Genomic DNA, 14,248 nt, shown 5'->3' with positions numbered 1-14,248 from the left:
AAATGGTGACCCGTTGCGGTGCAGTGGTGCCGAAGAATAGAAAGGATTACGACGGTATTCTGGTTTCAGTTTGTGTGCAAACGTATCAGCATGCCCAGTATATCCGACAGGCGGTCGATAGTATTCTAATGCAGAATACGGATTTTGAATTTGAAATTCTTTTAGGTGAAGACGGTTCGACTGATGGAACGCGAGAAATTTGTTTGGAATATGCCGAAAAATATCCAGGCAAAATCCGTGTATTTCAGAACAGTAGAGAAGACGTAATATATGTAAATGGCCGACCGACTGGGCGCTCGAATTTCCTGAATAATGTGAGAAATTCCCGTGGAAAATACATTGCTTTGCTGCCAGGCGACGACTATTGGACCGATCATGATAAATTGCAGAAACAGGTCGACATACTTGAAAGAGACGATAATGTTGTCGCCTGCCATCACTGGCATGAGCATCGGTACGAGAATGGAATCAGGAATGTCGGAACGCCGAAAAAAGGCCACGGCTATTATCCGAGGAAAGTCGCATCAGTTAAAGAAATTTTCGAAAACAGGCTTCGTTTGAAGTCAAGAACACTCATGTTCCGAAATTTGGTCGACGATCGCTTTTTCCCTGATTGGTTTAACAAGATCGCTTTCGGAGACGTCGCTCTTTCGTTTATTCTTGGGCAGTTTGGTGATTTTTATTTTATTGATGAACCTATGGCTGCTTACCGGCTAACCGGAAAGGGTGTTTCCACTGCGGGATGGACTCCGGATGATTCTGAGATGTGGATGAGAGAGCACAATTTGTCCTATGTTGAAATCTGGAACCATGCGAACAGGCTGCATGCATACCGGTACAACCGGCAGACCATAAATTCCATCGTTTATTTCCTGAAAGATATTATGCAAAAAAGCGAGAAACCAGTATATGCGTTTTTTTATATTATTTTTTTTCTTTTGAATAACAGAAATGATCGGATCAGGAACAGGTGGGCCATGTCTGTTCAATTGTCCAAGTACGCCATGATTTGCTTGTGGTCCGGGGGTATCCAGAGATAAAAAAGAGACGAAATTCATGTTCGGCCATTCTGGCCAATGCCTCATTGCCGAAGGAATTAGAGAGAGTGGTAGAAATGAGTATGACAATCGGTGTCACTTGGGCAAGGGGGAAGGGGTCAACGCTGCCAGGGAAAAACAAATACCCGGTTCTCGGTAAGCCGCTTATTCATTATCCCCTCACGGAACTGAAAAAAAGCGGAACAGTAGATTACCATTATGTGTTCACTGAAGATGACAAAATCGCGGACACCGCGCTGGAAACAGGTTGGCGGGTGGTGCCTCGTCCACGATATCTGATTAGTTATAATGATAAAGAATTCAGTCTACAGAAAGCTTGGAAAATAATTGCAGAACATGTCGCGTCCGACCTCAATCTGGACATCCCAAAATTCAATGGGAACTGGGGGTCGGCCTTCAGGTTGCTCTCTGATTATTCATTCAGTATGAATTGCAATAACTGCATGGTCCGAAGTAAAACATATCAGGGAATGTTTCGTACAATGAAGGAAAACAAATTACCGATGGTCGTTCCTGCAGCACGAAGCTATGAGCAACTGATGCTTGCTCACGAGGAAGGTTACCTTTTCCCCGTATGGAACGATCCAGGTCTTAACCGGCAATATTACCCAAAAACATATAAGCCGCTGTTGAACACTTTTTTTCAAAATCCGCGTTTGACTGTCACCGGGCGGCCGATGCGTTATTATTATGAAATCGAAGAAATCGAATCAATGGATGTGCATACGGAATTTGATATAGATTTCATTGAATATTATTTGCAAACCCATCCTGACTATTTCGAATAAAAAATGCGAATACCCAGCATTTTCTGATCGAAGAGTTGCAGAACCCCGCCTTAAGCCAATGAATAATGAACGATAATTTGAAAATGAAAATATCGCCGGGATGTTTCGACGGCTATACATATTCAAAAAAGACGCACTTGGCTTGTCTGGCAGCCTGCGCAGTGGGACTGTATGGATGTCATGTTGATTTCTCCGTGTGCGACCTTAAATGCTACCAGGATCTTCTTGTATATGGGTTTGTTATCGAAAATGTTTCACCAGGGAGCCGGGTGTTGGAAATCGGCGGCGGCGATTCGCGTGTGCTTGGAAGCTTGACTGCCGAATATGAATGCTGGAACATCGATAAATATGAAGGCCTCGGCAACGGCCCTGTTAAAGCGTCGGATGAGAAGGGAAACCGTTTGGTAAAGGACTATATCGGCAATTTCAACCCCATGTTGAAAGAACAGTATTTTGATTTTGTATTTTCTATATCCGTCTTGGAGCATATTAGGGAGGACCGTGGCATAACGTTTGCCGATATCCTGATGGACATGGAGAGAGTGATGGCTCCAGGTGCATTGTCTCTGCATTGCCTTGATCTTGTCATCAAGAATGAATTTGTCTGGAGCAGTCCGATTTTGAAGTTTCTGTTTGAAAAGTCAGTGACGCTGAATCGTTTTGTCCCGTTTCAGGAGTTGTTGGCTGATGGCAACATTTATATGATGACGGAAGAGGCATACGATTCATGCTGGCGGGATATTACCCAAAAAGAGTATGCGGCCTTCGGGAAACCGTTTTCATATAACATTTTGATGCAAAAAATGAGATAAAGATGTCGCCGTTAATTTCGATTGTCACACCTTCCTATAATCAAGGCCGCTTTCTGGACGAATGCATCCGCTCGGTTGTCGGGCAGGATTATCCGAATGTGGAATATGTGGTAATCGACGGCGGAAGCAGGGACGGGTCTGTTGATATTATCCGGCGCCATGAAAAACAGATCAAATACTGGCGCAGCGAGCCGGACGGTGGTCAGTTTGAGGCCATACAGGAGGGGTTTGCCAGGACAAATGGCGATGTTATGGCCTGGATCAATGCTGATGACAAATATCATCTTGGCGCATTCAGTATCGTTGCAGAAGTATTTCAGGAGCATCCAACTGTCGAATGGATAACAGGAAGGCCCACTGCTTATGATGAACATGGGAAGACGATAAAAGTTTTCGACACGTTGCCTGTCTGGTCAAGGAAAAAGTATCTGGGTGGTGCTTACCGCAAATGCTGTATACAACAGGAGAGCACATTCTGGAGGCGTTCTTTATGGGAAAGGGCTGGTGGTCACCTAGATGCTGGGTTACAGTATGCCGGAGACTTTGAACTCTGGATCCGGTTTTTCCGATACGCCAGGTTGTATACAATTGATGCGCTTATCGGCGGTTTCAGATATCATAACATGCAAAAAACGGCTGTAGGCCTCGACGCCTATTTCGAGGAAGCAGACGGCATTGTTCGTGAGGAGCGATGTCGGATCGATAATGGGGAATTCCGGGAGTTCAGGGAAGGGTCCGCACCTATCACAAAACCTCTCAAAAAGGATTTACAATGCGCGGACTCCTGTGCACCTCATTGACGCCAGGCAGTAAATCGCTGCAAAAACTGGCGGTTGAAAGCTGGCGGAATGCCGGTTTCGATGCGGTTTCCGTTAATTGCGGGGAAGAAATCGGCTCACTGAAGCAGGAATTTCCAAAGGTGACCTTCATTGAGGCTATCAGAGATGCCAGAAGTCTGCACAATAGACCCCTTGTTTATTTGGATGACATCATTTTTTCGCTGGAGAAAACAAATAAGAGGCCCATATTCGGAATAATAAATTCAGACATTGTGCTTCGTTCCCCCGGTCTGAACAGGATGCTCCAGTCTTACATCCACAACCATCTCTATTTTTCGAGTCGTATCGATGTCGATGAAATAAACAAGACAGATGGATGTCTATACGAATTGGGGTTTGATTTTTTCGCATTCGACCCATCCATGGTTGAAAAAATTCCGAACAGCCACTTCTGCATCGGGGCGCCTTGGTGGGACTACTGGCTCCCAATGGCAGCCCTGCTTTCAGGATTCAAGACGGTGCAGATTGAGCCTGGAATAGCTTTTCACCGTAGGCACCCGGTGAAGTACGAAAACGAGGCCTTTTATCATTATGGCCGACACATGCGGCAGTTGCTGGTGACACATATGACCGGCGGAAATGGCCTCGAAACAAAGCAGGCGCTGGAAGAATTCATTGACGGTTTTTTTGAGAAAGATGTCGCTAAAAAGAAGAAGTTGGACAACGCCCTTAACTCTAAAATTGTTAAAGATACCTTCCTGCCACTGTTTGCTGAATCGATTTGCATGTTTGTAAAGCAAACCGCCGGCAGGTTCTCCGTTTCGAAAAGTTCGATTATTGAAGGAATCAGTTCATGTCAAAAGTGCTCTTGATGACGTTTTACGATGAGGTCGCAATCGGATTGAGGATCATTTCGTCATATTTGAGGGAGAATGGGCATGAAACGAAGATGGTTTTTTTGAAGTGCTTTTCGAAGAAAAGAAACGATTTGGTCCAGAAACATCCAATCCAGTATCAGAAGCTGGAAAACGGAAGGTTGTTCGCCAGCGGAAACGATATCAATCCCATATCCGAGAGTGAGGAAGAGCTTCTGTTTGGTGAGATAAGAAAATTCGACACAGATATTGTCGGTGTCGGGACTCGGTCTCTGTTCGATGATTATGCCACCGTGCTTGCGATGAAAATAGGCCAGCGATTTCCGTCGATACTAAAAATCGCCGGGGGGTTCGGGCCGACATTGTCTGCAGAAAAATATCTGTCCGAATTTGATCTGGTCGTCCGCGGTGATGGTGAGGAAGCGTGCCTGGATATTGCGGATGCCGTGCGAGACGACGGAAGTTTCGAATCAATCCGGAACGTTTCCTTTAAGACCGGCGAAGGTGTAAAGCACAACCCGCTCCGGCCTCCGGAAGAAAATTTGTCCAGGTATCCGCATCCTGAGTACGGGAGTGAAAATATCGCGGTTATCGATAATGACAAGGCCCTTCAGATCGAACCATGGAATCTTTCGTATCCGATCATTGTGGGGCGGGGTTGCCTGCAAAAGTGCAGCTACTGCTCTGGAGGAAACTGGAAGACCCTTTATTCGGATGAAGGACTGAAAATGTCATCCAGACGGGTCCGGGAGTTGGATGACGTCATGAATGAATTGGCCAGGGCAAAGGCCAATGGATTTGTACGTATCAGTTTCCGGGATGAATTTTTCTTTTTTACCCCCAGTTTTTTCAGGGAGTTCATGACAAGATACCGAGATGAGATTGGGCTCAAATTCTTTGCACACGTTCATCCCATCGTTTTAAAAAACTATCCAGACATTTTTCACTTGATGCTTGAAGCCGGATTGGATGAAACCAGCATTGGCATTCAATCCGGGTCAGAGTCATTTGCCAAAGATATTTATCACCGGAAAATCCCCAATCATAAGATTGTCGATCATGCACGTGCTATACATTCCTATGATCTCGGTGTCCAGTATCACGTGATTGGTGGAAATCCGCTTGAGAATGAGGAGACATTCGAAGAAACTTTGGCACTGTTTAAGGAACTGCCGTTCGATCTTGCCAAGAACAGGCTGGATTGGTTTTATTTTACACCGTTTCCAGAATCTCCTATCGTTAAACGCTATGGCATGGAATTTCTGTTGGAGAGGGAACCGGAACTGTGGCTGAGAAGAGGGTATCTGCTTTATCTTCGTACTCAACTGGATGACGATGACTTTCAGCACATTATGGAAAATTCAACAAATACCGAACTCAGGGACCTTATTCGTGACCTGACGATTGACGACATCATGCAGTGTCGAAGAACTTTTATCCAGGCCAACGAGGAGCAGCGTGAGGCCTATGAGGCCGTTGCTGAGAGAATGCAGGGGCAGGAGGTTTACGTTTTTGGCTATTCACAGGGTTACAAAGACAGTGCCTCCCTGCTTGACGGTTGCGTCATCAGCCACGTCTTCGATAATAATAGACGTCTCCATGGCATCGAGACCGATACGGGGGTCAGTATTCACGATCCTGAGGAATTGAAACATCTGCCTCCTAAGCCACTGTTCATATTTTCGACCTACAAGAAGGAAATTTATCAACAGATAAGGGGGATGAGGCGGGATATACCGATTCCATGAATCAGCAGACTGTACAATCAATTGATGAGGGGGGCAGCATTTCTGGCTGAACGCGATTCAGCGCTGTTGATACGGAGCTGCCCTGTAATCACAAAAAACATTTCGCAAAGATAAAACCTCTTAAGGGTTTGCGCATAAAGTAAATATCCGCATCCAGAAGGCGCGGTTTTGATAAATCCCCCCATAGGTGGGACAAGGCCCTGCCTGAACAATTAGTTGATGACAAGAGTGATCTGCAATAGTAGATGACATGCATCAGGTCTTCGATTCTATGCCATGAATCCGGTACCGTCTAAAAATAAAATCCCTTCGTCACCTTGCCAGGAAGTACCTCTAGTGACCATAGTCATCCCTGCTTTTAACCAAGGTGATTACCTGCCGGCATGTGTCGACCATTGCCTGTTTCAAACGCATCCAAATTTAGAAATCATCATTGTTGATGGTGGTTCCGAAGATGGTACAAAGGCGTACTTGCAATCTCTCCAGAGGAGAATTGAAACAACGACTATCGAGCCGGTATCATCGATGAGCGAGAGTGGGGATATTATCCGAGCCCCCAAAACTATCTATCCCCAGAATCGGAAACTGATCATTCTTAACTTCGATGAAGATATCGGAGCGACACGGACGTATAACGAAGGATTAATAAAGGCTACCGGTAAATATTGCACATATGTTGTTGGGGATGATATGCCCCATCCCCACATGATCGAAGGGATGGTGTCGGCCCTTGAAGAGAAAAACGTCGACTTCGTCTATTCGGACATGAACGTGGTGGACGATGCCGGTTGTATAATTCGCCAGATGCGGCTGCCGGATTACGATTTTAAAACCTGCCTGGCCGACTGGTTCCACTTGGGGGTCAGCAAACTCTATCGTACCGGATTGCACAAAAGCGTCGGGCTGATGGACGAAGCCTATACGGCGGCCAACGACTATGACCACTACCTGCGCTTTGCAATGGCCGGATGCCGATTTTACCACCTTCCCAAAATTCTCTATTCGGTCCGATGGCATGGACCCGATCGCAAAACAGGCCAGCACGCTCCGGCTCGATATGAAAAGCTATTAGCAGAGTCAAGATGTTGTGCCCAGAGGGCGCGAGATTATCTTAATCAAAACCATACGTAAATATCCCTTGAAAGCAGGGATGTTCTATCATGTTTGAAAAACAGATAATATTTCCCCAAAGAACGCATGCCTTCTATCATGTACCATCCATAACCGTGGCTCCAGACGGAAGCATACTGGCTTTCTGCGAGGAGCGTTGGTGCTCGCCATGCGACGATACGGGGGAATGCCATATTGTCATGAAAAAAAGTACGGACAATGGGAATACATGGGTGGAACTGATTCACCTTCGAAAGAAGGCTGGGGAAAAATACCACATGGGGTCGGCCGTCGTCGATCCGGATACCAAAAAAGTGCTGCTGATGTGTGGCGGTGGCTGGCTGCAGAGCGCCGACAATGGTGATACCTGGGTGGATTGGCAGCCGCTGGTACACGAAGTCGAAGGCACCACCAGAGGCAGCACCCATGGTAGCGTTCCCGGTATCGTCATACAATATGGGGTACACAAAGGACGGATTCTCTGGCCGGCGCGCACCATCGTCACTTCGGACGGCTATGATGATCTTTCTATACCGGACCGCCGAATGAAATGCTATAGCATGGTGTTTTACAGCGATGATCACGGTGAAACGATCCATAGTTCCAATTATTTTTTGCAAGGAACCGGAGAAGCGTGCCTGGCTGAGCGATTAAGCGGGGATATCTATTTCAATGCCCGGGCCTATTTCGATGACGGAGGAAGATACACTGCAGTCAGTCAAGATGGTGGCGTCCATTTTATTGAAGGTCCACCGGATGCCCAATTGTGTGAAATACGACAGGGATGCAATGCCAGTATGATTCGCTATCCGCCGGAAATGTGCGACGGACGAGATATTTTATTATTTGCCAATCCAGACAGCACTGGAAAATTCCGGGAACATGGTGCCGTGCATGTCAGCTTCGATGGAGGAAAAAGCTGGCCTTTGCATAAAGAGGTTACCACTTGGGGGACATGGTTCGATTATTCTTCAATGACAGTAGCCAATGATGGTACCGTTCTTTTAATATACAAGACAACCCCCACTATGGAGGGGATCGCTTCTTCCCCAGACGATTGCTGTTCTATGGCGCTAATTCGATTTGACCTTTCTTGGTTAGGCATTTAACCGGTTTCGGTAACATGGAAGGCGGTGAATCGGGTTCCATTGTAAGTTGACATTGTTGGTAGATGATTTTTGTAAAAAGGCCATGCCGAAAAGCATGGCCTTTTTTGGTATGAAGTTTGTATGAATGATAATTGGCAGATCGATTCTTGGTGGAATGGATCGTCCCGACGGAAATTGGATCATCATTTTATATCCATCGGCCATTTGAAATCCAATAGGAGTCAAATGAGTATTCCTGGAACGGGTCAGGCTGATATTTATCGAAGGAATGCGGCGCTGCTGAAAAAGCGATTCCCCAAAGCCGCTAAGCGCATGGACGCGTCTATTGGCGACGCATCCCAACCTTTTTTTACGGCCGAGGGTAACAATCGTCTCCGGACCATTTACGTTCAATGCGGCGACGGGAGATCGCAACCGTTTTATCAGAAAGGGGAGGATGACCAACTGCGTCAAAAAGTTGCAGCCGCCAACTCACCCGAATCCTACGACGTCGTCTTTTTCATTGGAATCGGGCTTGGACGTGCCGCGCTCGATGCCGTCCGGATGTATACGAATAGGCCGCGCATCGTTATCGTCGAACCATTTCCGGGATTGTTGAAACTTGCCCTTGAAAACACGGATCTTGAGACGTTGCTTGCCTGCAGCCGGTTGAAGATCTATTTGGGAAACGATGCCAATGCGGAGCGCGTTATCGGAGACTGCCAGAATATCCTTCCCGTCGGGCGAACGCTGTTGTTTATCCATCCCTATCGCCATTACATGATTGATGAGCGGTATGGTCATTTAGTGTCCGATTTAACGCACCAGATCCGATCAGTCAGAGACAGGTGGCATACGATCCGACGTTTTGGCGGACAGATGCTGGCCAATTCCGTAGCAAATCTTCCCAGGTTGCTTGAGGGAGCACCACTACGTGCATTGCGGGGGCGGTTTAAGGATATCCCGGCCATATGTATAGCGGCAGGTCCTTCTTTGAATCAGGCCCTGCCGCTGTTGAAAAGGGTAAAAAATACGCTGCTTATTGCCTGTGACTCGGCCGTCGGCAGCCTTTTGAGCGCCAGCATTCGCCCCCATATCGTTGCCACCGCCGATATCCATCCGGCCAATATCGCGAAACTGAAGCCGAATATGGAGAAACTGTGCGACTCGATCCTTGCATTCGGCGTTGAATCCAACCCTGAGAATGTCCACTCTTTTCTGGGATCCCGGCAGGTGGGCATGACAGCCTACAGCAAATTGGTATTGGATTGGTTCGATGCCGAACTGAATCTTCAATGCGCTGTCCCGCCGATGACTTCGGTTACCCATTTGGCAGTATCGCTGGCCATGGCCATGGGGGCCGATCCGATTGTTCTGGTCGGAGTCGATTTAGCCTATCTGGACGGACAAAGCCATGCAAAGGGATCGGTTTTCACCCAGATCCCGCCAAAGGAAAAATTGATTGCCATCCCAGGGGCTGACGGCAATACAGTTTTTTCACCACCACAGTTGGTTACCGATCGGTTGGTTTTGGAGCAGAACATCCAACGACAACCATGCCGAGTTATCAGTACAAGTTTACGAGGCGCTTTAATCAACGGGGCCGAGCTGAAACCGTTGGAACAGGTCATCGACACAGAATTACAAAAGCCTGTTGATGTAAAAGGGGTGTTGGATGCGATAACCTGGTCGCCGCAGCACGACCATACAGCAATTTCAGACTTATTGTCATTGGTTAACGATCGATTGATCGAATTGAAAGATAATTGCGGATACGGCTATACGGATGCTCAAAATGTGTCGCAAACGTTATCCAACAGAGATGTCGAATGTGACTTGAAAGATATGTATGATCGATGCATGGATGATTATGGGCGGTTAATAAAAAAATACGACCGTGTCATTCGCATTTTTCTTGAAGCTATGCTGCAGGATGAGCAAGCGATCGTTAAAAGAGAGGAAGAGATCGCAGCAAGTGTGAATAGCTCCCGAGAAAAAAAAATATCTGATCGCTTGGAGACGCTGCTGGCACGGTATCGTGTGTTGACGGAATTCGCCGAACATGTCTCGATCCTGATCGGTTCGCTGCAGGAAGTCAATAAAAACGGCTTATGAGAGAGCAACATCAAAGGCAACGTTTTCTGATATAAGGATAGATAAGATATTGTGGTTTTTCCCGAAGGGGCTTGGCAGATTATGCCAGCCCCTTTGGTTTTTGATATTAAGTGTACTTTTTGGAAAACATAGGATGCAAATCCAGGTGAAATAATTTGGCATAGGTGTTGCTCATAATTTTCGCTAAGTTATGAAAATAGAGTTGTATTGGCCTCTGGCTTCATATTGGAGGCCATTTGGCCGGATCAGTGTCAATGGAACAACGGGCGTAGGTCATTATAATGACATATCCGGCGAGGACTAAGGTTGGCATAAAAGAAAATTATAGCACAGGAAAATGACTGGCATCTGTCGGAAATCATGTGGAGAAAACCCGAAAAAAAGACGGTGCTAAAACGGATGAATCGAAATCCTTTTTATTCGATGGAGCACCGCAAAGATAAAGGGGCCTGCGTGAACAACATTTTCCTCAAGGGCGCCGATTCCGCTGAACAGCTGCATAGGCTGGGTACCTCCGCATATCAAAAAGGAAGCCTGAATAAGGCTGAGCACCTGATCCGGCAGGCAATTGCTGTAAAAGCTGACAATCCACATTTTTTCAATGATCTTGGTACGGTACTCAGGAAGGGCCGGAAATATGAAGAAGCGCTTTCCTGCTACCGCGAAGCGATGCGGTTGAAACCGGAATATGATGATGCATGCTGCAATTTGGCCCAGACTTTCCATATGCTAAAGGATGGCGAGAACGCACGGAAGTATTACACGATGGCTATCCGCACGAATGCAGACTTTTTGAGGGCGCATTTCAATTTGGGCATGCTTTTCCATGAAAAGCAGCAATTCGAGAAAGCAATAGCAAGTTATAAACAGGTACTGCGTATTAAACCAGGACACGCCCAAACCCATTATTTCATTGGATTGGCCTATCAAGAGACCAGCAGATTCGAAGAGGCCATAAGGTATTATGGCGATGCCATCCGATATAAGCCGAACCATTTCGATGCCTACAACAACATGGGAACCGCCTATCTGGTTTTAAATATGGCCGACAAGGCCATCGAATGTTTTCAAAAAGCGATCAAACTCAATCCCGGTTCCGATGCGGTGCATGCAAATATGGGTAATGCGTTGCAGGAACAAGGACGCTATGAAAGGGCATTGCATTGGTACAGAGTAGCCTTGAAACTCAAACCATCAAATGCCGTTGCCTGGTTGAATATGGGCATCACTTGGGGATATTTAAACAAAAAATGCAAAGCGCTTTCCTGTTATCGCAAGGCCTTGCGGATCGATCCGACCTACACCAAGGCATGTGCGTACCTTGTAAGGTTGCTCTACCAACTTTGTTCCTGGAAAGATTTAAAGGTGTTAGACAAAAAACTGGACGATTTCACCCATCGGTCGTTGGAAGCCGGTGCAGTTCCAGACGAGACCCCTTTCCAGAATATTACCAGGCACGCCGACCCTGCCTTGAATATGAAGGTAGCTTCATCTTGGAGCCGGAGGATGGCAGAAACTAAAAGGTCTCCTCAATATAACTTCGATGAAGGTGGGGGGGGCAGTGAAGTCATAAGGATCGGATATCTCTCAAACACATTCAGAAATCATCCGGGGGCTCAGTTGATTTCCGGTGTCTTTCGGCATCATGACCGTTCCCGATTTGGCATCTATTGCTTCTCTTACGGTGCCAATGACGGAAGTATCTACCGAAAACGGATCGAGAAGGATAGTGATCGGTTTTTCGATATTTTTCGGTTAAGCGACGGAGAGACGGCGGATTTGATTCACAGACAACAAATCGACATTTTGGTTGATTTGAGGGGGTTTACACAAGGAAGCCGATTGGGAATCAACGCGCTACGACCGGCGCCGATCCACGTCGCCTACTTGGGATATCCCGGAACAACGGGAGCGGATTACATCGATTATATCATTGCCGATAAAATCGTCGTGCCGGCCAATCATGCCTCCCATTTCGGAGAATCCGTTGTGTATATGCCGCATTGTTATCAAGCCAATGACAACTTACAGAAAATCTCCGACCGGACGATGTATCGCGGTGAATTCGGCATCCCCCAAGACGCTTTTGTTTTCTGTTCGTTCGCGACCCATTACAAACTGGAGCCCGTGATGTTCGATTGTTGGATGCGGATATTGAAGCGGGTTCCCCAGAGTGTTTTGTGTTTATTAACGGGAGAAAGGTTCCTTATGCGGAATATCAAACGCGAAGCGATCCGGGCTGATGTGGCTCCGGATCGTTTGATTTTCCTCGAAAAGCTTCCTAAGGACGAACATCTGAAACGACTGCAATTGATGGACGTGTCGCTCGATACGAGAATATACAACGGCCATACAACCACCAGCGATTCCCTGTGGGCCGGCATACCGGTGCTGACGCTAAAGGGGGACCATTTCGCATCCCGGGTTTCGGCGAGCATTCTGCAAGCCATCGCTCTTCCCGAATTGATCGTTGATGAAATAGGAAAATACGAGGATCTGGCCGTGAAGCTCGCAACCGATCCGGGGCTGTTTGGAATGTTGAAACAAAAAGTCGGCAAAAATCGGTTGACGGAGCCGCTGTTCGATACTTCCCGATTCACAAGGAATCTTGAAAGTGCTTATCAGGAAATGATCCATAGATATCGATCCGGTCAACTGCTTCGCCGGATAGAGGTACAGGAGTGCCTTCGGTGCGCATGAAGGACGCCTTAAAAAGTGTAAGCATCAGGCAACAGATGACCGCCAAACGAATGGAATCTATAGTCGATCTTATTTCAACGGAGAAACCAAAACGCCGAATGGCGTAGAAATGTTTTGATGACCGAAAAAAGAAAGGTGAAGAAATGCCGACTTGCGAGGAAAGGTACAAACAAATTCAAGAGATGATTGGACAGCAACAATACAACGAGGCGATCGCAGCACTGGACCAGTTGGTGACCAAATACAATGGTTTTGCACCGGCTCAGCTCGATCTTGGAAACCTATACTATACGGCTGGCCAATTGGACAAGGCGCTGACACATTATGAATTAAGCGTTCAATTGGAACCGGAGAATCCGTTATACCTGAAAAATCTAGCGGATCTTTTATACAGTGAAAAGAAGGATGTGGCCCGAGCATTGGAATTGTACGAAAGTATTCTCTCATTAAGGCCCGACGATATTCAGACATTGATGATTGCCGGACACTTGTGCGTTTCCCTCGAGAAGTTCGAAGATGCCCTGGATCACTACAATCGGGTTTTGGATATCGAACCCTGGAATGACGAGGCCCAACAGTTCGTGGACCGCATCCAGCAGAAGGGGGAACATGTCGATGGGGATATGGATCCGGTGACCGATTACAGGCGCTGTCAGGAATTAGTTGACAGCGGGCAGATCGATGCCGCACTCGCCGGTCTTGAAACATTGGTGGAAAAACACCCAGACTTCGCGATAGCGTATAACGATCTGGGGGTGTTGTATTATCAGCGTGGGGACAAGCAGTTGTGCAAGCAGTTTTACGAAAAGGCGGTGGAATTGCAGCCCGAGAATGCGAATTTCAAGAAAAATCTGGCCGATTTTTATCTTATCGAAAACGGCGAAGTGGAAAATGCGCTGGAGATCTATTTGTCGGTACTCACCGACGATCCTGAGGATATCGATGTGTTGATGGTTGCCGGTAAAATCTGTTCTGCAATGGGTAAAACGGAATCTGCAAAAACATTTTATGAGCGTGTAATTGATGTGGAACCTTGGAATCTAGAAGCCAGTGAGGCACTTGATAAACTGGCGAAAAGCCCAGAACAATAAAGAGCCGTTAATATGGAAGGATAGCATCTTTTGGGAATGTTTTTAAAAAGGGGTGTCAAGGGGAAGAACTGACGGAACCGAAGC

11 protein-coding genes are annotated in these 14,248 nt (G+C 46.8%); all 11 read left to right on the top strand.

The window, feature by feature from the left end; translation table 11 throughout:
* Positions 1–2: 2 nt before the first annotated feature.
* The 11 genes from GN111_RS05690 (at position 3) to GN111_RS05640 (ending at position 14,164) form a co-directional block, all read left to right on the top strand.
* Positions 3–1,040, top strand: a complete 1,038-nt coding sequence (locus tag GN111_RS05690) for a glycosyltransferase family 2 protein (protein WP_155302827.1) — start codon at positions 3–5, stop codon at positions 1,038–1,040.
* A 74-nt stretch (positions 1,041–1,114) separates the two neighbouring features.
* Positions 1,115–1,846: a cytidylyltransferase domain-containing protein gene (locus tag GN111_RS05685; protein WP_155302826.1), complete on the top strand. Its 732-nt coding sequence runs from the start codon at positions 1,115–1,117 to the stop codon at positions 1,844–1,846.
* A gap of 83 nt (positions 1,847–1,929) precedes the next feature.
* On the top strand, positions 1,930–2,658 hold the full coding sequence (locus tag GN111_RS05680; RefSeq protein WP_155302825.1) for a class I SAM-dependent methyltransferase: 729 nt from the start codon (positions 1,930–1,932) through the stop codon (positions 2,656–2,658).
* 2 nt (positions 2,659–2,660) lie between these two features.
* Entirely contained in the window at positions 2,661–3,458 is a 798-nt protein-coding gene (locus GN111_RS05675; RefSeq protein WP_155302824.1) for a glycosyltransferase family 2 protein, read from the top strand.
* The gene (locus GN111_RS05670) at positions 3,431–4,309 is read left to right on the top strand and encodes a hypothetical protein (protein ID WP_155302823.1); all 879 of its coding nucleotides are present in this window, start codon (positions 3,431–3,433) and stop codon (positions 4,307–4,309) included. The genes GN111_RS05675 and GN111_RS05670 overlap by 28 nt, the downstream gene beginning before the upstream one ends.
* Positions 4,291–6,060, top strand: a complete 1,770-nt coding sequence (locus GN111_RS05665) for a B12-binding domain-containing radical SAM protein (protein WP_155302822.1) — start codon at positions 4,291–4,293, stop codon at positions 6,058–6,060. Before GN111_RS05670 ends, GN111_RS05665 begins: the two co-directional genes overlap by 19 nt.
* Positions 6,061–6,396: 336 nt before the next feature.
* Positions 6,397–7,191 (top strand): glycosyltransferase, encoded by a 795-nt coding sequence (locus tag GN111_RS05660; RefSeq protein ID WP_197740497.1) that lies wholly within the window; start codon positions 6,397–6,399, stop codon positions 7,189–7,191.
* A 29-nt stretch (positions 7,192–7,220) separates the two neighbouring features.
* On the top strand, positions 7,221–8,279 hold the full coding sequence (locus GN111_RS05655) for a sialidase family protein (RefSeq protein WP_155302820.1): 1,059 nt from the start codon (positions 7,221–7,223) through the stop codon (positions 8,277–8,279).
* A gap of 225 nt (positions 8,280–8,504) precedes the next feature.
* Entirely contained in the window at positions 8,505–10,373 is a 1,869-nt protein-coding gene (locus GN111_RS05650) for a motility associated factor glycosyltransferase family protein (protein WP_170302146.1), read from the top strand.
* A gap of 360 nt (positions 10,374–10,733) precedes the next feature.
* Entirely contained in the window at positions 10,734–13,073 is a 2,340-nt protein-coding gene (locus GN111_RS05645; protein WP_155302818.1) for a tetratricopeptide repeat protein, read from the top strand.
* Between the two features lie 143 nt (positions 13,074–13,216).
* On the top strand, positions 13,217–14,164 hold the full coding sequence (locus tag GN111_RS05640; RefSeq protein WP_155302817.1) for a tetratricopeptide repeat protein: 948 nt from the start codon (positions 13,217–13,219) through the stop codon (positions 14,162–14,164).
* Positions 14,165–14,248 lie beyond the last annotated feature (84 nt).

The organism is Desulfosarcina widdelii (assembly GCF_009688965.1).
GTDB classification, from domain to species: domain Bacteria; phylum Desulfobacterota; class Desulfobacteria; order Desulfobacterales; family Desulfosarcinaceae; genus Desulfosarcina; species Desulfosarcina widdelii.
This window is presented reverse-complemented; position numbering and strand designations above follow the sequence as displayed.